Genomic DNA, 18,486 nt, shown 5'->3' with positions numbered 1-18,486 from the left:
TCAGTCTCCGAAATTTGTTTTGAATACCATCAGGAACACCACCAGCACCATCGCGATAAACGCCGGTACACCCAGCCAGAACCAGATGCGTGCATAGTGCCAGTATTGCGCAGGCAACGCGGTTTGGGAAATGAGTGCGGCGTCGGCAAGGTTGCACATCTGAATTTGCAGCCACACCACAGGCAACCAGCACATACCCGCAATGGCATACAGAGCAAGGCTGAGCGCAATCCACGGCGTAGTCAGCGGCAAATTCAGTAGATACGCCAACCACAACCCGCTGATGGGCTGGAAAATCACCGTCGGCGTGGTAAAAATCCAATCCGCCAACACCACATGCCGATTCACCACCGCGATGTGCGCCAGATTGCCACTGCGATCTGCTAGCCACTTATAAAATGCGCTGCCCAGCCCCGTACCGAACAGCAGCACCATGCTCAAAATATGCAGGTATTTCAGGCTCAGATACAACATAAACCCTCCTCGACGCTCAACGGCATTCGCCCCAGAAACGCTGCCAAAGGTTGTACGTCGGCAGTATTGCCGTGTTGCAACATACGCACGTTATCGGGGTGTAACAGGGGGATAAGGAAGCGCATGACCTGCGCACTCGCCATGATCAAGCTCAACGGAATACGCAGGGTCAGCGCAGGCGGTTTACCCGCTGTCCGTCGCAGAGTTTGCAGCCATGCAACGAAAGTGAGCGGCGCTGCACCAACCACATCCACGGTGCGGCGCGACGATGCCACGCTCAGGCACTGCAACACCGTGGCGACCACATCACTGACATGCACGGGTTGAATACGTTGTGTGCCAGAGCCGATCAGCGGTATCACGGGCAAGTTCGCCATGCGCTGAAACATTGCCATGCTCGCCCCGCCTGTACCGTATACCAGCGATGGGCGCAGCACGAACCATTCCAACGGTAGCTTGCGTAAGACTTCATCCGCTGCTTGCTTGCTCAATTGGTACGGGGTGAAGGCGTTTGCATCTGCACCCAGCGCCGAAATTTGCACCACGCGCAGCACACCCGTCATCACACACGCTCGGAACAGCGCGGCAGGGGCATGATAATGCAAGGCGGCAAAAGTTTGCCCACGGGTTTCCGCAATAATGCCCACGCTGTTAATGACCGCATCTACGCCTTTGAGATACGGCAGCCACGCTTCAGGCGTGAGCATGTGGGTGAAATCGACCCCGTGGTGGCGGGTGATTGGCACGACTTCATGCCCCGCCGTCTGCAACGCTCGCAGGATATGCCCGCCGATGAAGCCGCTTGCCCCTGTCAGTAGAATTTTCATGGTGATGCCTTATGCTTATTCGATGGGGTCAGCATAAGGAGTCGGGAGGCAGGAATGCCTCCGTTTTGATAGATCAGGAATAGATTTTCGTTACGGAAAGATCATGGCGGAGCAGATAGTGCGTTGATTTTGCGAAATTGCCCCGGTGTCATCCCCGTCAGTTCACGGAAGGCTTCGTAGAACGTGGATTGCGAGGTAAAGCCAACACTCATCCCCACCGATAACACCGAGGCGGACGGCTCTTCCTGCAACATATCTTCCGCCGCTTCTACCCGAAATTCGCGCACGTACCGCGCAAAGCCTTTGCCCAAACGGGTATTGATTAATTCCGAGAGCTGGTGGTTGGAAAGCCCGATGTGTGCGGCTAAGGTGGGCAAATCCAAATCAGGGCGACGGAACAATTCTTCCTCCTGCATACAGGCTTCCAGTTCCGCGAGTGCCTTGTCGCAATCGACGTTGTTCAACGTAGAAATCGCGTAGGTGGCTTGCGCCGCTTCGCTCACCTCCGTCGAAAGTTGTGGTGTTACATTGAGTGTCAGGTGCACCAGCAAAAACGCACAACCAATGGCGCTGGCGTAGAGCGTGAAAAACCATTGTTCCGTCAGCAGCGGCAGGCTTAAACCGAAGATCAACACGCCTACGGCAAGGGCAAAAATCCCCCCCAATAGCGCGAATTCCAACGCGAAACGGCTGCGTTGCGCCCGTAAAGCATACAAATTACGTGCTAACCACAGCAAATAGCCCGCACCCACCGCAAATGCTAAGGGTAATGCCAGCGTGTAGGGCAGCAGGGGGGCAAGCAATACCGGGAGTAAATGCAGCAATTGCCAAGGACTTGTTGCAGTGAGCGGTTGCAACAGCGGTTTGCTGAATAAATAAAAGGCAGGTGCAACCGCGAACAACAGTACCGCGTAATACGGGGTATGGATCATATCCAGCGTGTTTTGCAGGTAGGCAAAATGCGCCAGTTGTAGACCACTGAGGGTCAACAGCAAAATGATGCCCATGGCTTGCGCCAGTGTTTGCCCTTGATAGTGGTGGCAGCGGAAATGCGTCAAGATGAGCAGCACGGCGCTGAAGACCGAAAAGCCAGTGAGCAGGATAGCGAGTGTCTGCATAGGATCAGTACTTATCGTTGGGGCGACAGGCGGCGTTAGCGCGGATCAGGGCGCTGACTTGTGCTTGGCTGAGTTTGCCTGTAGATGTCATCGCTTCTTTGGCAATGTCTTGAATACTTTTTGTTTCCGCCACTTTGACGGGTTCTGGTGTGGATTCTTTAACGGGAAGTGTTTCGGTGCAGCCGCTTAGTAAGCTAGTCAGCAGCAGAAAGCTCAAGGAGATGAATGAGGTGTGCATGAATGAATGCCTTTAGTCGGGAATGTGCTACTTAGATAACACATCCCCGTTGCCGATAAACATAGAATCTACGAATAGCGGCACTTATGGCTGACAAATGGCAGGATTACTTTGCCTTTACGTCAGTCTTTGTCTCGGCTTTGACTTCTTTTGTAGCGGCAGGTGCAGCGGCTTTTGCAGCAGGCGCTGCTTTAGCGGCAGGTGAAGCACCGCATTTGCCATCTTGTTTAGCACCGCATTTGCCATCGGCTGGTTTAGCAGCTTCGGTTTTAGTAGGTTCAGCCGCTTTTTCAGCAGAGAACGGGTTGCTGCTGCAAGCGGTCAGGGTAGAACCCGCTAATAGGATAGTGCCGACAGATAGAGCAAGATTGAATTTAGGGGTTTGCATAACAATAACTCCTCCAAAGGTTTGTAAAATAGGTCATTTAAGCCATGACTACACCCAGTAAAACGTGTTGCTGTTTAAACTGGGTCAGCAATTGTAAACCAAATTCCAATAATTGCACGGGGTCAGGATGTTGAATTTCTTCAGCAATTTGCTGAAGCGCGTTACGTCCGTTGCAACCTTCTTGCAACAGTTGCACCAAACGGGCGGTAACGGCGTTTAATACGATGAAATCCACCTTCTGTTCAGCATGTTTGAGCAACAGTAAATGCGTCGGTTCGGGTGCTGTGGGTTGGTAAGCTGTGCCGATGCGGTGCACGGGGTATTGGTAGCTTTGCAGTAATAGCACGGGATTCAGCACGGGAATGCCGTCTAGCAAATCACCGTCGGGGTCAATGTGCTTCCAGTCGATGCTGCTGTCAGCCAACATCAGCGGGATTTCCACCCATTCATAATGCGCGAGTTCCAGCAGAAACGGCGGACGGTCACTGAGCGAAGTCGAAGTGAGCCATTGCACGAATTCGGCGGGAATTTCGCGGAAATACGGCGTGCTGCAAGCGTGTTCTGCATAAAACTGGCGTACCAACGCATTCCATGCCGCATCATCCAAAAGGCTGCGCAATACGGGGAAGCATCCTGTGAGGAAATCTTCCACATTGTTGAAGAGCAATTCCACGTAAACACCGGCGCGTTCGGGATCGACTCCGGCAGGCGGCAGGTTAACATCGGGGTTACGCAAGTGCGCGGCAAAAGCGCGTTGGAAAGCTTCGGTAGCGTTCATGCGGTGTATTTCCGTTGCAGACTGGCGATGTGTTGCACTTCGGGGACGAGTTCTTGCAGTGGCGGAATGTGGTAATCGCGCTCTAATAACGTGGGGAATACCCCGAATTCCGCGTAAGTGAAATCCAATAATGCCCATACGGGGTCAATCACGGGTGCGCCGTGGGTGTCGATCAACAGATTCGGTTCTTGCTGATAATGCCCAGCGGTGTGGAGGTAGACCACGCGCTCTTTGGGCAGTTTGCGTAAAAATTCATACGGGTCGTAAGCGTGGTTGACGCTGTTGACGTAGACGTTGTTTACATCCAGATGCAGCAAACAATCGGCTTCGGTGAGCACGGCATTGATGAAAGTGGCTTCGTCCATTTCGCTGATCGGGGCTTGTAGGTAGAACGAGGCGTTTTCAATGCCGATTTGTTGCCCCAAGATGTCTTGCGTTTGGCGGATGCGGGCGACGGTGTGCTGAATGGCATCAGCAGTAAAGGGGATGGGCAGCAAGTCGTACAACTGCCCGTGGTCGGAACACCACGACAAATGTTCGGTGTAGAGTGGGATGTGGTGTTCTCGCATGAAGTGTTTGATGTTGCCGAGCAAGTCGGTATTCAGCGGGGTTAAGCCGCCGAGGGATAGCGATAAGCCGTGGGCGACAAACGCAAAACGTTCGGTGAAAGCGCGGAGGCGTTTGGCGCTGCTGGGGTCAGTGCCGATCCAGTTTTCGGGGGCGATTTCAAAGAAATCAATGCAGTCGGGGACTTGCTGTTCCAGCGCGACCAGATGATCGCGCCGGAAACCTAAGCCTGCCCCACGTAAGTTAGGGCTGTGCATGGTTTACTTCTTTTCTTCGGTAGCAGCAGGTGCAGCAGCAGGGGCTGCTACGGCTGGTGCAGCTTCAGCGGCTGGTGTTGCAGCAGCGTCGTCGGCTTTTGCATCGCCGCACTTGGCTTCTTTACCGCCACATTTGCCTTCGCTCATTTTGCTGTGCAGGGCTTTGCGCTCATCCGCATCCAAAGAGCCATCTTTGTTGGCATCGGCTTCGGTGAACATGGTTTCGTGATGCGTCATGAATTCTTCTTTGGTGACTTTACCATCTTTGTCAGCATCGGCAGGGCAAGGCATTTCTTCGCTGCCCGCTTTTTTCATATTGCCGCCACACATGCCTGCGCCGCATTTCATTTCGCCGCCTGCTTTGTTCTCGGCAAGCTGCATGTAACCGCTGCTGAGGGTGCTGGCCGCGAATGGATTTTCTGCGGTTGCTGTGGTTGCGCCGAGTGTCAGTGCGGCGGCGAAGGTTGTGCCTAAAGCAAGTTTCAGGGATGTGGTTGTTTTCATAATCTCAATCTCCGAGGAATAGAAATGTTGTTTTATGCGCAGTGAAACTGGCATGGAGGATTGTACGCAAAAACGTTGCGAGTGGATGCAGGCAAGTCACTGTTTTGTAAAATCATCGCAAAAAGCAAGTAAAAATACGACCAAATTAGACCATATCTTGTGCTTGACCGTGCCCTGAAACACATCCTATAGTGCTTTGCCCAAAATACACCGAACTACCAAAGGACGCCGAATGCAAGCCGCCATTACCCTTGAAATGACCCCTAAATGTAAAGTTATCCGCCGCAATGGTCAGGTAACAGACTTCGATGGTAGTAAGATTTTGGTCGCTATGACCAAGGCATTTTTGGATGTGGAAGGCAGCCAAGCGTCCGGTTCGGCGCGTATCCATGATCGGGTGCGTAGTTTGACGGAACAGGTGGTGGATGCCTTGCTGCGCCGCACGCCAGAGGGCGGCATGGTGCATATCGAAGACATTCAGGATCAAGTGGAGCTAGCCTTAATGCGAGCAGGTGAACACAAAGTGGCGCGGAGTTACGTGCTGTACCGTGCCGAACGTGCGCGGTTGCGTGCCGAAAAAGATGCTAAAAACAAGAAAAAAGGCGGTAAGAAAATCGAGAATGTCATTCACGTCAAAAATGCCGCTGGCGATTTGAAGCCGCTGGATGAAGAGCGTTTGCGCAAGATCGTCGCGGAAGCGGTCGATGGTTTGGAGGGCGTGAGTGCCGAACAGGTGATGACCGCGACGATGCGCAACCTCTATGACGGCATTTCTGAGAAAGAAGTGGCAACGGCATTGGTGATTAGTACCCGCGTAATGATTGACCGCGAGCCGAACTATTCACAAGCGGCAGCACGTATGTTGATGGATAGTTTGCGCCGCGAAGCCTTGAGTTTTCTTGAAGGGCAGCACACCGAAGCGACCCAGCATGAAATGGTGGCGTTGTACCCTGAAGTGCTGAAGAAAACCATTAAGATCGGCGTGGACGTCGAGCGGCTGGCGGATGAGTTGGGGCGTTACGATTTGGTGAAATTGGGCGCGGCAATCAAGCCGGAACGTGATTTGCAGTTTACTTACCTCGGTTTACAAACGCTGTATGACCGTTATTTCCTGCATCATGACGGGGTGCGTTTTGAATTGCCGCAGGTGTTTTTCATGCGTGTGGCAATGGGTTTGGCGATTAACGAAGTCGAGCGTGAGGATCGGGCGATTGAGTTTTACAACCTGCTGTCCAGCTTTGATTTCATGAGCAGTACGCCGACCTTGTTTAATTCTGGCACATTGCGTCCGCAGTTGTCGTCGTGCTACCTGACCACGGTGGGCGATAATTTGGAAGGGATTTACGACGCAATTAAAGATAATGCCTTGTTGTCGAAATACGCAGGTGGTTTGGGTAATGACTGGTCACGGGTGCGCGGCATGGGGGCGCACATCAAAGGCACAAATGGTAAATCGCAAGGCGTTGTGCCGTTTTTGAAAGTGGCGAATGATACGGCGGTAGCGGTGAATCAGTGTTTCGCACCGGATACTCATGTTTGGACAAATCAAGGCTGTAAAGCGATTCAAAACATTAAAATCGGTGACTTAGTATTAGGAAAAGAAGGCTATTACCGTTCTGTCGTAAAACATATGGTATATAACCAAACTGATCCAATGGTTGAAATTAATGTTCGTCATGCGGCTCAAACGTTGAAAGTTACTACTGGACATCCTATTTGGTCAGTAAGAATCAAAAAAAATTATCACGTGCCTAATCAAATTTTGGCTATGTTAGCTAAACAAGAGTTGGCTGTTGATTATTGTGAAGCAGGACAATTAAAAGAGGGAGATTTTGTTGCTCAAACGATTCCTCAAGAAATCGTACCTATTGCAGATTTTACAGAAGAAGATGCTCGTTTTTATGGGATCATGTTAGGTGATGGGCATATCACTAGGGAAGATGCAGAGTGGGGAGTTTCAGGTAATCCCACTAAAGATGGTTTCATGACTTTTATTGAAGAATACCTCCAAGAGCGAGGCATTCACTATTGGATTTCCAAGCGCAATGATTTTTACCAACAAATTAAATGGTCGTTAGGTAAAGGTTTGTTGCGTTGTGCAACTACAGGTCAATTTGTGGGAGGGACGGGTTCTGCTTTGCCTTTTACGAAGTCTGATTTCTATACTGCCGCAGGTGAAAAACATATAGCACCCCGCTTGGCACATTTGCCTAAGCAGCAGACGACAGCTTTGATTAGAGGTTTGCTAGAAACAGATGGCAGTGTATCCGGTGGTTTGCTTTTAAATTTTAGCAATACATCACACGCATTAATTGAGGGTTTACGTTATCAATTACTGCGTTTGGGAATTCCAGCCGCAGCATCTTATCGGGAGCGTGATAATCAGCATGTGGGTACTCGTATTGATGGTTCTAAGGTTCAGTTTTCTGGTGTGACTAAAAGCTATGATCTAAGAATTCCAGCAGTGGCAGATTTTGCTGAATATTTCGATTACAAAATCGCTAAAAAGCAATTCTGGTTTGAATGGAAAGGTGCGCTATTTTCACGAATTCAGAAAATCACACCTATGACCCCTGTTCCTTTTGTCTTCGATCTCAAGGTGGAGGGTGATCATAGTTATAATACCGTGGTTGGTGCTGTGTCAAATGGCGGCAAGCGTAAGGGCGCTGTCTGTGCCTACCTCGAAACGTGGCACATCGACATCGAAGACTTCCTCGAACTGCGTAAGAATACAGGCGACGAACGCCGCCGTACCCACGACATGAATACAGCCAACTGGATTCCCGACCTGTTCATGAAGCGCGTGGCGGCAGAAGGGGATTGGACGCTGTTTTCACCCGATGATGCGCCAGACTTGCACGATCTGACTGGCAAAGCGTTTGAAGCGCGTTACAAAGAGTACGAAGCCAAAGCCGAACGCGGCGAAATGAAATTGCACCGCAAGGTTAAAGCGCTGACGTTGTGGCGCAAAATGTTGGGGATGATCTTTGAAACGGGGCATCCGTGGATTACGTTCAAAGACCCGTGCAATATCCGTTACACCAACCAGCATGTGGGCGTGGTGCATAGCTCCAACTTGTGTACCGAAATTACCTTGCACACCAATGATACTGAAATTGCGGTTTGTAATTTAGGATCCGTCAATCTGACCGCGCACGTCAACGACGGCAAGTTGGATGTGGCGAAGCTGGAACGCACCGTCACCACCGCGATGCGGATGCTGGATAACGTCATCGACTACAACTATTACAGCGTGCCGCAAGCGCGAAAATCCAACCTACGCCACCGCCCAGTTGGCATGGGGATTATGGGTTTCCAAGATGCGCTGTACAAAATGAACCTCGCTTACGCCACGACCGAAGCGGTGGAATTCGCCGATCAGAGCATGGAGGCGGTGTCGTATTTCGCGATTCGTGCGTCCAGCAATTTGGCGGCGGAACGGGGCAAATATCCGAGCTACAACGGTTCGTTGTGGAGCAAGGGCGTTCTGCCGATCGACTCGCTGGAGCTACTGGGCGAAGAGCGTGGCGAATATTTCGTGGTCGATCACACTCAAACGCTGGATTGGGATGCATTGCGCAACCAAGTCAAAGCGCAGGGAATGCGCAATTCCAATGTGATGGCGATTGCACCGACGGCGACGATTTCTAACATTTGCGGCGTGTCGCAATCCATCGAACCGACTTACCAAAACCTGTTTGTTAAATCCAATTTGTCGGGCGAATTCACCGTCATCAACCCGTATCTGGTGCAAGATTTGAAGCGCATCGGCATGTGGGATGAGGTGATGATTAACGACCTCAAATATTTCGACGGCTCGTTGCAACCATTGGATCGTGTGCCGGACGCGCTTAAAGCCAAGTACGCCACCGCATTTGAAATCGACGCACGTTGGTTGGTCGAAGCCGCTAGCCGCCGCCAGAAATGGATTGATCAGGGGCAATCGCTCAACCTGTACATGAAAGAGCCGAATGGGGCGAAGTTGGATAATCTGTATAAGTTGGCGTGGGTACGTGGGCTGAAAACCACTTATTACTTGCGCACTTTGGGGGCGACGGGGGCGGAAAAGACTAGTTCGGATGATTCTTCGGCAGCGGATAGCGTGGCGGGGATTAAGCGGGCGGCGAATCTGGTATCGGTGGGTTCGGAAGCACCGAAGGCGTGTTCGTTGCTTGATCCAGAATGCGAAGCGTGCCAGTAATACCATGAAAAATCTGGATTTTGACCGTAGAAAGCACATCTACACCAGTACGGCTTTCGCTGAACTGGTGAAGGATGCGGTCAGGTTTTTCAACGGCACGCCCGTGCATACACTCCCGCCTCCTGAAGCCTTTGGGGGAACGGGCGTGTATGCCATCTATTACACGGGGCAACATTCAGCTTATAAAAAATATGCCGGGTTGAACCGTCTTGCCTATAACTTCCCTATTTACGTGGGCAAAGCTGTTCCCAAAGGTTGGCGGCAGGCGCGATTGTCAGATGATGTGTTGAACCAGTCGAAGGAATTGCACACCCGCCTGCGTGAACATGCCCGCAGTATTGGTGCGGCAAGCAGTCTGGCAGTTGAGGATTTCATGTGCCGTTTCGTCATCTTTGAAGGCGAAGCTTCGGATATGATTGGTACGATTGAAGCGGCACTGATCAAACTCAATATGCCGCTGTGGAATACGGTAGTGGATGGTTTCGGTAACCATGATCCGGGAAAAGGCCGTTACGAACAGGCTAAATCTGATTGGGATGTGATTCATCCGGGGCGTGCTTGGGCGGAAAAGTGCAAAGGGGTGCATTCCTCCGCAGCCACTATTTTGTCACGTGTTGATGCTCACCTGAATCAGTTGGGAAGCCAGTCATGAAAACGCTGGAACTATTCTCCGGTGCAGGCGGATTGGCAAAAGGATTGGAGCTTGCTGGTTTTCATCACGTCAAATTGGTGGAGTTCAATAAACACGCTTGCGCCACCCTGCAAGCTAATTTCGGTGCAGAGAAAGTTTTTGCAGGGGACATTCGTGATTTCAGCTATGACGGATTGAACGGTGTGGACATCGTAGCAGGTGGCCCACCATGCCAGCCGTTTTCCTTGGGTGGCAAGCATCAGGCGGATCAAGATCATCGCGATATGTTCCCCTATGCCATCAATGCCATCCGCGAACTGCAACCCAAAGCGTTTATTTTTGAGAACGTAAAAGGCTTGTTGCGCTCATCCTTCGCTGATTACTTTGAATACATTGTGCTGCGACTGACTTTCCCCGACTATAAGCCCAAATTCGGATTGGATTGGCAGTTACACCTCCAATTACTCAGAAAGCTCAAGTACGAAACCCATCAAGGGCTGAAGTACAAAGTGGCTTATCAGCTTGTCAATGCGGCGGATTACGGTGTGCCGCAAAGCCGAGAACGGGTGTTCATGGTCGGTATTCGTGACGATCTGGAGGTTGAATGGTCATTTCCTGCTCCAACGTATTCCGATAGCCGATTGCTGTGGGACAAATTTGTGACAGGCGAATACTGGGAGAAACACGGTTTGGCACACGACCAACGTGAACAGCCAAATGCAGCAACCCAAAAGCAAGTGAATGCGCTCAAAACCCGTTATGGTTTGTTCCCGCCTGCGTTGAAGCCGTGGCAGACCGTGCGTGATGCGTTGGGACATTTACCTGACCCGCGTTCCGATCATGCCATTCCCGACCATCTTTTCCGTGATGGCGCACGAGTGTATCCGGGGCATACGGGCAGTGATCATGATTTGCCTGCCAAAACCTTGAAGGCCGGTGGGCATGGCGTGCCGGGTGGTGAAAACATGCTGCGTTACCGCGATGGTACGGTGCGCTATTTCACTGTGCATGAAGCCAAGTTGCTGCAAACTTTCCCGCCAGATTTTTATATTGAAGGAGCATGGGGTGAGGCAATGCGGCAGGTCGGGAATGCTGTGCCTGTCAGGTTGTCTACTCTATTGGGGACTTTATTATATGGAACGATACACCACGCAAAGCCCGTTTTAGCACCATTCATGCCGATGGCTTGCGCTGTGGGATAAGCGATACCGAGCAAAGATTCATAACACCCATCTGCTCTAAATTAAGGAATTAGATGGGTTTAGTTGGCATTAAGCATTCAGGAGAGTAAAATCATGACCCTCAATTGGGATAACCCACTTGCCGCACCCGTGCCACGCACGAACGGCTACCAACCGACTTTTAGTCTTGACGAAGTGTTTGTTGAAGAACCTACTGTGGAGGTAGATGAAAGTGAGCTCAGTGCAAAAACCCAAGTTGCAGTTAAATCGCCAACGGAGTCGGCGACGCTTGCAACGGCGGTAACAGAGGCGGCTTCTAACATGAATGTGGAAGCCGCTCAAATTGCACCAGAACCTTTCAAGCCTCAACAGCCGATCAGCAGCGATGACAAGCGCGTGGTCAACGGCAGTGGCGACATCAACCAGCTTGCACCGTTCAAATACCCGTGGGCATGGGAATTTTTCCTCAACGCCAACAAAAATCACTGGACACCGCTCGACATCAATATGGCGCAGGATGTGCATGATTACCATCACAACCTCAGCCCCGCCGAACGCCACGTTTACGAAAACGTCCTTGCCTACCTGACCACTTCCGACATTCTGGCGATGCGCAATATCGGGCTGGCGGTGATGGAAAAAATGACCGCGCCAGAATTGCAAATCTACCAAGCCCGCCAAGTGTATGAAGAAGCACTGCATACTTGGACTTATCAGCATTGCATCGAAACCATCGGCTTGGATCAGGTGGAAATCTACAACCGTTACCGCGTTGTGCCAGAAATCAATGCCAAAATCCAACTGGCGAATCGCCGCTTGAACGATGCGTTGCGCCACGACATCGACCTGAAGAACCGCGACGATTTGCACAACTTCGTGATGTCATACACGTTCTTTGCAGGGATTTTTGAAGGTTGCTGGTTCTACAACGGTTTCTCACCAATTTTTGCGCTGCAACGGCGCGGCATGATGAAAGGTACGGGAGAGCAATTCCAATACATTATGCGGGATGAAGTCTTGCACGCTTCCTTCGGGATCCGCGTGGTGCGCCAGATCATGCAGGAAGAAAACGTTAAACTCGACCCACGCGCGGTGCGGGATATGTGGGATGAGGCGGAAGCGGCGGAAATCGGCTATTCCCAATACATCCTGCCCAAGCCGATTCTGGGCTATAGCCAGCAAGACCACTGCGAACAGTTCCGTTTCATTGCCAATCGCCGAGCGCGGCAGTTGGGCATGGATGAACCGTTCCCCGGTGCGCAAAACGCACTGCCGTGGCTGGACGAACAATCCAATATGCGCAAGGAAAAGAATTTCTTTGAAACCCGCGTGACCGAATACCAAACGGGTGGGGCATTGAAGTGGGATTAAACCTACGCTTTGCCTGAAACGCAAACAGCCCAGTTGAACGCAACTGAGCTGTTTGGTGCAGTAACGAAAGCGAGAGTGCCACTCCGAAGAATGACACCCTCGCTAGGGACCAAATTACTTTGCAGGTGCAGTAGGCGCTGCTACTGCTGGTGCTTGTGGAGCAGTAGGCATCATCATTGGCATTGGTGCAGAACCTGCTTTAGCGGTTTGACCGTTAGCAGCCGCATCGCTTTTGCCTTCACCGTAGCCGTAGCCATTGCCAGCGCCGTACCAGTCGCCGTTGCCTTTGCCGTTAGCAGCCATGTCGGTATCCATGTTGGTTTTGCCTTTGCCTTTGAAGGTAACAGCAAATTCAACTTCGCCGTCTGCATCGCCTTTACCACGACCCCAGCCGTTGGCATCGCCAGCGCCGTTGCTGTAGCCAGTGCCGTTAGCAGCAGTAGAAGCAGTACCGTTGCCTGCGCCGTTACCAGCCGCTGCACCGTTGTCCATACCGTCGAAGAATTCAGCAGAAGCAGCGCCAGAGATAGCGATCAGGGCAGCGAATGCGATAGCTTGTAATTTCATGTGTATATTTCCTAGCAAATTGTTGTGTAAGTTTCAGTATGAGATAATTCTAATATTAGACTTTGCTAATGTAAAGGGGTTTTTGGCGTTTTTTGGAACTTTTTGCAAATCGTCTGACAAACGGCTGGAATGCTGCGAAAATGCTATGCTTTGTGCCATGAGTGATCCTATGTCTGACACCTTATCGCGCCTGCGTGCCGAGTTGATTGCGGCGGGGCAATTCTTCCATTCACGCGGCTGGGTACCGGCGACGAGCAGCAACTTTTCGGCGCGTTTGGCTGACGCAGAAATCCTGATTACCAGTTCGGGGCAACACAAAGGGCGCTTGGATGAGGGCGGCTTTTTACGCGCCGATTTGCAGGGTGTGTCGTTGGACGCGGGTAAACGACCGTCGGCGGAAACGGGTTTGCACACGGTAATGTATCGGCGTGATCCGGCTATCGGCAGTGTGCTGCACACGCATTCAGTCAATGCGACGGTATTGTCGATGCGGCTGGATCAGGTGGTGTTTGATGGCTACGAAGTGCAAAAAGCCTTCCCCGGTGTAGAAACGCATGAAGGCCGTGTCGTCATCCCCGTTTTTCCGAATAGCCAAGATATTCCCGCGTTGGCGGCAGTCGTGGACGCTTATTTGGACGCAAACCCGCACACTGTCGGCTATTTAATTCGTGGGCATGGCCTGTATACGTGGGGTGTGACGGTGGCGGATACGCAGCGTCACATCGAAGCGTTAGAATTTTTGTTTGAATGTGTTTATCGGCAAATGCTGTTAGATAGGTAAGAAACCATGAGTGAATTGAAGATTTACGCGGACACTAATCCGCAACAGGCGCAAACGTACACCGATTACGCCACCATCAGTGCGTTATTGCAGGAGCAGGGCGTGCGCTTTGAACGCTGGGAAGCCAATGCGCCCTTGGAGGATACGGCAACGCAAGAGGAAGTGATTGCGGCATACCGTGTGGATATTGACCGTTTAATGGCTGAAAATGGTTTTCAGAGCGTGGATGTGATCAGTTTAACTCCCGACCACCCCGATAAGGCGCTGTTCCGCCAGAAATTTCTGAATGAACACACCCATACCGAATATGAAGTACGCTTTTTTGTGGATGGGCAAGGTTTGTTTTTCCTGCATCTCGGCGACAAGGTATATACCGTGTTGTGCGAAAAGGGCGATTTGATCAGCGTGCCAGCGGGGGCAACGCATTGGTTTGATATGGGGGCGAATCCGCGTTTCAAGGCAATCCGTTTGTTCACCAATACCGACGGCTGGGTAGCAAATTTTACGGGCAATGACATTGCCGAGCGTTTCCCGCGTTTGGAGAATTGAGCATGATCAAAGCGATACTCACCGACATCGAAGGGACGACCACCAGTTTATCGTTCGTGAAAGACGTGCTGTTTCCTTATGCTGATCAGCAAATGCAGGCATTCGTGGTGGCGCATCGCCAAGATCCGGTGGTGGCGGCATTGATTGATGACGTGCGGCTAGAAACCGGCAATGCGGTGTTGTCGTTGGCGGAAGCGATTGCGCAATTGCGCCAGTGGATTGCGGAAGACAAAAAGATTACCCCGCTGAAGGCGCTTCAGGGCTTGATGTGGGAAGAGGGCTACCGCAATGGCGATTTCACCGGGCATGTTTACGAGGATGCGGTGCGTCATTTATTGCACTGGCATGAGCTTGGTCTGAAATTGTATGTCTATTCGTCGGGTTCGGTGTATGCGCAAAAGCTCTTGTTCGGTTATTCTGATGCGGGTGATTTAACCCCGCTGTTTAGAGGCTATTTCGATACGGCGGTGGGTCACAAGCGTGAAGCTAAATCGTATCATACCATTGTGGCGGCGCTTGGTTTGCCAGCCAGCGAAATTCTGTTTTTGTCGGATATTGCGGAAGAGTTGGATGCGGCGGCGCAAGCAGGGTTACAGACGTGTTGCTTGGTGCGTGAAGATCAACCAACGGATACCTTGCAACACCGTTGGGTAAAAAACTTTGATGAGCTAGATGTGATGGCTATCACATAGGTAGTTCTAGCAACTTGACTATTATTTATGACAATAAATTTACCGACGGGCATTCCCCAATGAATATTTTTCCGATTATCCTCGCAGCGGGTCAAGGCACTCGGATGCGCTCTGCTTTGCCAAAAGTTCTCCACCCGATTGCGGGCAAACCCATGTTGCAGCATGTGGTCGAAGCGTGCTCTGTGCTGCAATACCGTGAAGTGGCGTGCCACATGGCGATTGTGTACGGGCATGGCGGCGAATTGGTGCGTGAACATATTCAGGGTGAAAACCTGAACTGGGCATTGCAATCTCAACAAAAAGGCACGGGTCATGCGGTGAGCCAAGCCATTCACCTCGTTGACAATGATGACGTGGTATTGATTGCTTACGGGGATGTGCCGTTGATTCGTTCCACGACCTTGCAGGCGCTGGCACAGGGTTTGCAGGATCATGCTTTGTGCGTGCTGACCACTGAGCTGGCTGATCCGAAAGGTTACGGGCGCATGGTGCGTAATGCAGCAGGGCAAGTGCAGGCGATTGTTGAGGAAAAAGATGCGAGTGATGCACAGCGCCAGATTTGCGAAGTGAATACGGGTTTTATTGCGGCGCGTGGCAGCGATTTAAAGCGTTGGTTGCAGCAATTAACCCCACAAAATGCGCAAGGCGAATACTACCTGACCGATTGTGTCGGCTTGGCAGTCGCCGAAGGCGGCAGTGTGAATACCGTGCTGTGTACTGATCCGGTCGAAGTGGAAGGTGCGAATAACCGTGTGCAATTGGCGCGTTTGGAACGTGCTTGCCAGCAACGTCAGGTCGAAAAGCTGATGTTGGCAGGCGTGACCGTCGCAGACCCCGCCCGTTTGGATATTCGCGGCACAGTCGAAACTGGGCAAGATGTATTTTTGGACGTGAATGTGGTGCTAATCGGCACGGTTCAGTTCGGCAATAACGTCACGGTGGAAGCGGGTTGCGTGATTCAAGACACGACGATTGGCGACAATACGCACATTAAAGCGCATTGCGTGCTCGAAGCAGCAGTGATTGGGGCAAGTTGTGACATTGGCCCGTTTGCGCGATTGCGTCCCGGTACAGTGCTGGAAGATAAAGCCAAGATTGGCAATTTCGTTGAAACCAAAAAAGCGCACATTGGTAAAGGTAGCAAGGTCAATCACTTGAGCTACATCGGCGATACCGAGATGGGCGACAATGTAAATATTGGCGCAGGCACGATTACCTGTAACTACGACGGTGCAAACAAACACAAAACCGTCATCGGTGATGGCGTGTTCGTCGGTTCTTGCACGCAATTGGTTGCCCCTGTGAGCGTTGGCGACGGCGCAACGATTGGCGCAGGTTCAACCATTACCAAAGATGCTCCGGCAGGTGAACTCACCTTGTCCCGCGCCAAACAAATGACCTTGAAAGGCTGGCAGCGTCCAGTGAAGGAGAAAAAATAATGTGTGGTATTGTCGGCGCAGTCGCGCAACGTCCGGTGGTGGAAATTTTATTGGAAGGCTTACGCCGTCTGGAATATCGCGGTTATGACTCTGCCGGTGTGGCGGTAGTCCGTGCCGAGGGTGATTTGGTGCGTAGCCGTGCAGTGGGCAAAGTTGCCGCGCTGATGGAGCGTCTCGAAGGCGAACCGATTGATGGCAACTTGGGCATTGCACACACTCGCTGGGCAACGCATGGCGTGCCTGCCGAACGCAATGCACACCCGCATTTCAGTGGCGAATGGGTCGGTTTGGTGCATAACGGCATTATCGAAAACCACGTAGCACTGCGTCAACGTTTGCAGGATGACGGCTACCGCTTTGATTCGGATACCGATACCGAGGTCATTGCGCATTTGATCGACATCTTCCGTCGTCAGGGTGTGAGCATGTTGGATGCGGTGATGGCGGCGCGTTGCGAATTGCACGGTGCGTATGCGCTGGCGGTGATTTCACCGGATGAGCCGGATACGCTGATCGTGGCACGTCAAGGCAGCCCGCTGGTGCTGGGCTTGGGGATCGGTGAAAACTTCATTGGTTCAGACATTCAAGCCTTGCTGCCTGTGACCAGCCGCTTTATTTATTTGGAAAATGGTGATGTGGCGCGGATTACCCGCAAGAAGATCGACATTTTTGATCTGAATGGCGAGCGCGTGGTACGTCCGGTGCGTGAGTCGAATGCGTCGATGTGTTCGGCGGAATTGGGCGACTACCGTCATTTCATGCTCAAGGAAATCTTTGAGCAGCCGCAATCGGTGACGGGTACATTGGAAAACCGGTTGGCGGGTGATCATGTGTTGCCTGCATTGCTGGGTGTGCCGGATGCGTTGGAACGTTTGGCGCAAGTGGATGAAATTCAAATCATTGCGTGCGGCACGAGTTTCCACGCAGGCTTGGTGGGGCGTTATTGGATTGAGGCGAATACGGATATTCCATGCAACGTGGAAGTTGCCAGCGAATACCGTTACCGTCGTCAACCGCCGCGCAAGAACATGCTATTCGTGACGATTTCGCAGTCGGGTGAAACCGCTGATACGTTGGCGGCGCTGGAAAAGATCAAGGAAAACCACGGTGCATTGGCAACCCTGACCATTTGCAACGTGGCGGAAAGCTCCTTAACCCGCGAATCCGATATGTCACTGATGACGATGGCAGGGCCGGAAATCGGCGTGGCTTCGACCAAAGCGTTTACGACGCAGTTGGTGGCGTTGCAGTTGCTAATGGTATTGCTGATGCAAGCCAAAGGTGCGGACAAAGCGAAAGTGGCACAGATGGTGGCGGATTTACGCAAATTGCCTGCGCTGATCGAGCAAGTGTTAGACTTGAACCCGAAAATCGAAACACTGGCAGAGCATTTTATCGAGAAACACCATGCGCTGTTCTTAGGGCGTGGCGAACTCTACCCGATTGCAATGGAAGGGGCGCTCAAGCTCAAGGAAATTTCCTACATCCATGCTGAAGCCTATCCCGCCGGTGAACTCAAGCATGGGCCACTCGCGTTGGTCGACAGCGAGATGCCGATTGTCACGGTAGCACCCAATACTGCCTTGTTGGAGAAACTAAAGTCCAATTTGGAGGAAGTGCGTTCACGCGGTGGTGAGTTGTATGTATTTGCCGACCGCGATGCGCATATCGTCGCTGCGGATAATTTGCATGTGCTGGAAATGCCACACGTCCCTGAAATGCTTGCGCCGATTGTGTACACGATTCCGTTGCAATTGTTGTCCTACCACGTTGCGGTGTTGAAAGGCACGGATGTGGACAAGCCGCGCAATTTGGCGAAATCCGTGACCGTCGAATAGTATTGAAGAATCCTATAGTAAACGGGGTTCAGTATTGAATCCCTTCACTGTCAGTTTTGTGGTAATTTTAGTACACTCTTATATT

The 18,486-nt window shown here is 51.7% G+C and carries 18 protein-coding genes; 9 read left to right on the top strand and 9 right to left on the bottom strand.

Annotation, left to right across the window (positions count from 1 at the left end):
- The 8 genes from J1836_RS05075 to J1836_RS05040 form a co-directional block, all read right to left on the bottom strand.
- Complete coding sequence (locus tag J1836_RS05075) at positions 1 to 474, bottom strand: DUF2269 family protein (RefSeq protein WP_207249994.1); 474 nt, start codon at positions 472 to 474, stop codon at positions 1 to 3.
- Positions 462 to 1,301, bottom strand: coding sequence for an NAD-dependent epimerase/dehydratase family protein (locus J1836_RS05070; RefSeq protein ID WP_207249993.1), 840 nt, complete (start codon positions 1,299 to 1,301; stop codon positions 462 to 464). Before J1836_RS05070 ends, J1836_RS05075 begins: the two co-directional genes overlap by 13 nt.
- 101 nt (positions 1,302 to 1,402) lie before the next feature.
- A complete protein-coding gene (locus tag J1836_RS05065) occupies positions 1,403 to 2,419 on the bottom strand; it encodes an AraC family transcriptional regulator (RefSeq protein ID WP_207249992.1) in 1,017 nt (338 codons plus the stop codon).
- A gap of 4 nt (positions 2,420 to 2,423) precedes the next feature.
- On the bottom strand, positions 2,424 to 2,657 hold the full coding sequence (locus tag J1836_RS05060) for a hypothetical protein (protein WP_207249991.1): 234 nt from the start codon (positions 2,655 to 2,657) through the stop codon (positions 2,424 to 2,426).
- 106 nt (positions 2,658 to 2,763) lie between these two features.
- Positions 2,764 to 3,045 (bottom strand): hypothetical protein, encoded by a 282-nt coding sequence (locus J1836_RS05055; RefSeq protein ID WP_207249990.1) that lies wholly within the window; start codon positions 3,043 to 3,045, stop codon positions 2,764 to 2,766.
- 37 nt (positions 3,046 to 3,082) lie between these two features.
- Positions 3,083 to 3,823, bottom strand: a complete 741-nt coding sequence (locus J1836_RS05050) for an HvfC family RiPP maturation protein (RefSeq protein WP_207249989.1) — start codon at positions 3,821 to 3,823, stop codon at positions 3,083 to 3,085.
- Positions 3,820 to 4,647, bottom strand: a complete 828-nt coding sequence (locus tag J1836_RS05045) for an HvfB family MNIO-type RiPP peptide maturase (protein ID WP_207249988.1) — start codon at positions 4,645 to 4,647, stop codon at positions 3,820 to 3,822. The genes J1836_RS05050 and J1836_RS05045 overlap by 4 nt, the downstream gene beginning before the upstream one ends.
- A 3-nt stretch (positions 4,648 to 4,650) precedes the next feature.
- Positions 4,651 to 5,151 (bottom strand): CREC-EF hand family protein, encoded by a 501-nt coding sequence (locus tag J1836_RS05040; protein WP_207249987.1) that lies wholly within the window; start codon positions 5,149 to 5,151, stop codon positions 4,651 to 4,653.
- A gap of 232 nt (positions 5,152 to 5,383) precedes the next feature.
- Between J1836_RS05040 and J1836_RS05035 the strand changes: the two genes are divergently transcribed.
- The 4 genes from J1836_RS05035 to J1836_RS05020 all read left to right on the top strand — a co-directional run bounded on the left by J1836_RS05035 (position 5,384) and on the right by J1836_RS05020 (position 12,535).
- Positions 5,384 to 9,352 carry a ribonucleoside-diphosphate reductase subunit alpha gene (locus J1836_RS05035; RefSeq protein ID WP_207249986.1) on the top strand — a complete coding sequence of 1,323 codons (3,969 nt, stop codon included), beginning with the start codon at positions 5,384 to 5,386 and terminating at the stop codon, positions 9,350 to 9,352.
- The gene (locus J1836_RS05030) at positions 9,324 to 10,004 is read left to right on the top strand and encodes an Eco29kI family restriction endonuclease (RefSeq protein ID WP_242632735.1); all 681 of its coding nucleotides are present in this window, start codon (positions 9,324 to 9,326) and stop codon (positions 10,002 to 10,004) included. The genes J1836_RS05035 and J1836_RS05030 overlap by 29 nt, the downstream gene beginning before the upstream one ends.
- Entirely contained in the window at positions 10,001 to 11,185 is a 1,185-nt protein-coding gene (locus J1836_RS05025) for a DNA cytosine methyltransferase (RefSeq protein ID WP_207249985.1), read from the top strand. Before J1836_RS05030 ends, J1836_RS05025 begins: the two co-directional genes overlap by 4 nt.
- A 93-nt stretch (positions 11,186 to 11,278) precedes the next feature.
- The gene (locus J1836_RS05020; RefSeq protein ID WP_207249984.1) at positions 11,279 to 12,535 is read left to right on the top strand and encodes a ribonucleotide-diphosphate reductase subunit beta; all 1,257 of its coding nucleotides are present in this window, start codon (positions 11,279 to 11,281) and stop codon (positions 12,533 to 12,535) included.
- Positions 12,536 to 12,649: 114 nt separating this feature from the next.
- Here the strand turns inward: J1836_RS05020 and J1836_RS05015 are convergent, their stop codons facing one another.
- Positions 12,650 to 13,102, bottom strand: coding sequence for a hypothetical protein (locus J1836_RS05015; RefSeq protein ID WP_207249983.1), 453 nt, complete (start codon positions 13,100 to 13,102; stop codon positions 12,650 to 12,652).
- A 169-nt stretch (positions 13,103 to 13,271) separates the two neighbouring features.
- On the opposite strand from J1836_RS05015, the gene J1836_RS05010 reads away from it, so the two are divergent.
- From J1836_RS05010 to glmS, 5 genes are read left to right on the top strand one after another with little or no spacing between them, the layout of a single operon-like run.
- Complete coding sequence (locus tag J1836_RS05010; protein ID WP_207249982.1) at positions 13,272 to 13,883, top strand: methylthioribulose 1-phosphate dehydratase; 612 nt, start codon at positions 13,272 to 13,274, stop codon at positions 13,881 to 13,883.
- Between the two features lie 6 nt (positions 13,884 to 13,889).
- The gene (locus tag J1836_RS05005; protein WP_207249981.1) at positions 13,890 to 14,432 is read left to right on the top strand and encodes a 1,2-dihydroxy-3-keto-5-methylthiopentene dioxygenase; all 543 of its coding nucleotides are present in this window, start codon (positions 13,890 to 13,892) and stop codon (positions 14,430 to 14,432) included.
- 2 nt (positions 14,433 to 14,434) lie between these two features.
- The gene (gene mtnC / locus J1836_RS05000) at positions 14,435 to 15,124 is read left to right on the top strand and encodes an acireductone synthase (RefSeq protein WP_207249980.1); all 690 of its coding nucleotides are present in this window, start codon (positions 14,435 to 14,437) and stop codon (positions 15,122 to 15,124) included.
- A 59-nt stretch (positions 15,125 to 15,183) separates the two neighbouring features.
- Entirely contained in the window at positions 15,184 to 16,563 is a 1,380-nt protein-coding gene (gene glmU / locus J1836_RS04995; RefSeq protein ID WP_207249979.1) for a bifunctional UDP-N-acetylglucosamine diphosphorylase/glucosamine-1-phosphate N-acetyltransferase GlmU, read from the top strand.
- Positions 16,563 to 18,401: a glutamine--fructose-6-phosphate transaminase (isomerizing) gene (gene glmS / locus J1836_RS04990; protein ID WP_207249978.1), complete on the top strand. Its 1,839-nt coding sequence runs from the start codon at positions 16,563 to 16,565 to the stop codon at positions 18,399 to 18,401. The genes glmU and glmS overlap by 1 nt, the downstream gene beginning before the upstream one ends.
- The last annotated feature ends 85 nt before the right edge of the window (positions 18,402 to 18,486 follow it).

The organism is Thiothrix fructosivorans, assembly GCF_017349355.1.
Classification (GTDB): Bacteria; Pseudomonadota; Gammaproteobacteria; order Thiotrichales; family Thiotrichaceae; genus Thiothrix; species Thiothrix fructosivorans.
This window is presented reverse-complemented; position numbering and strand designations above follow the sequence as displayed.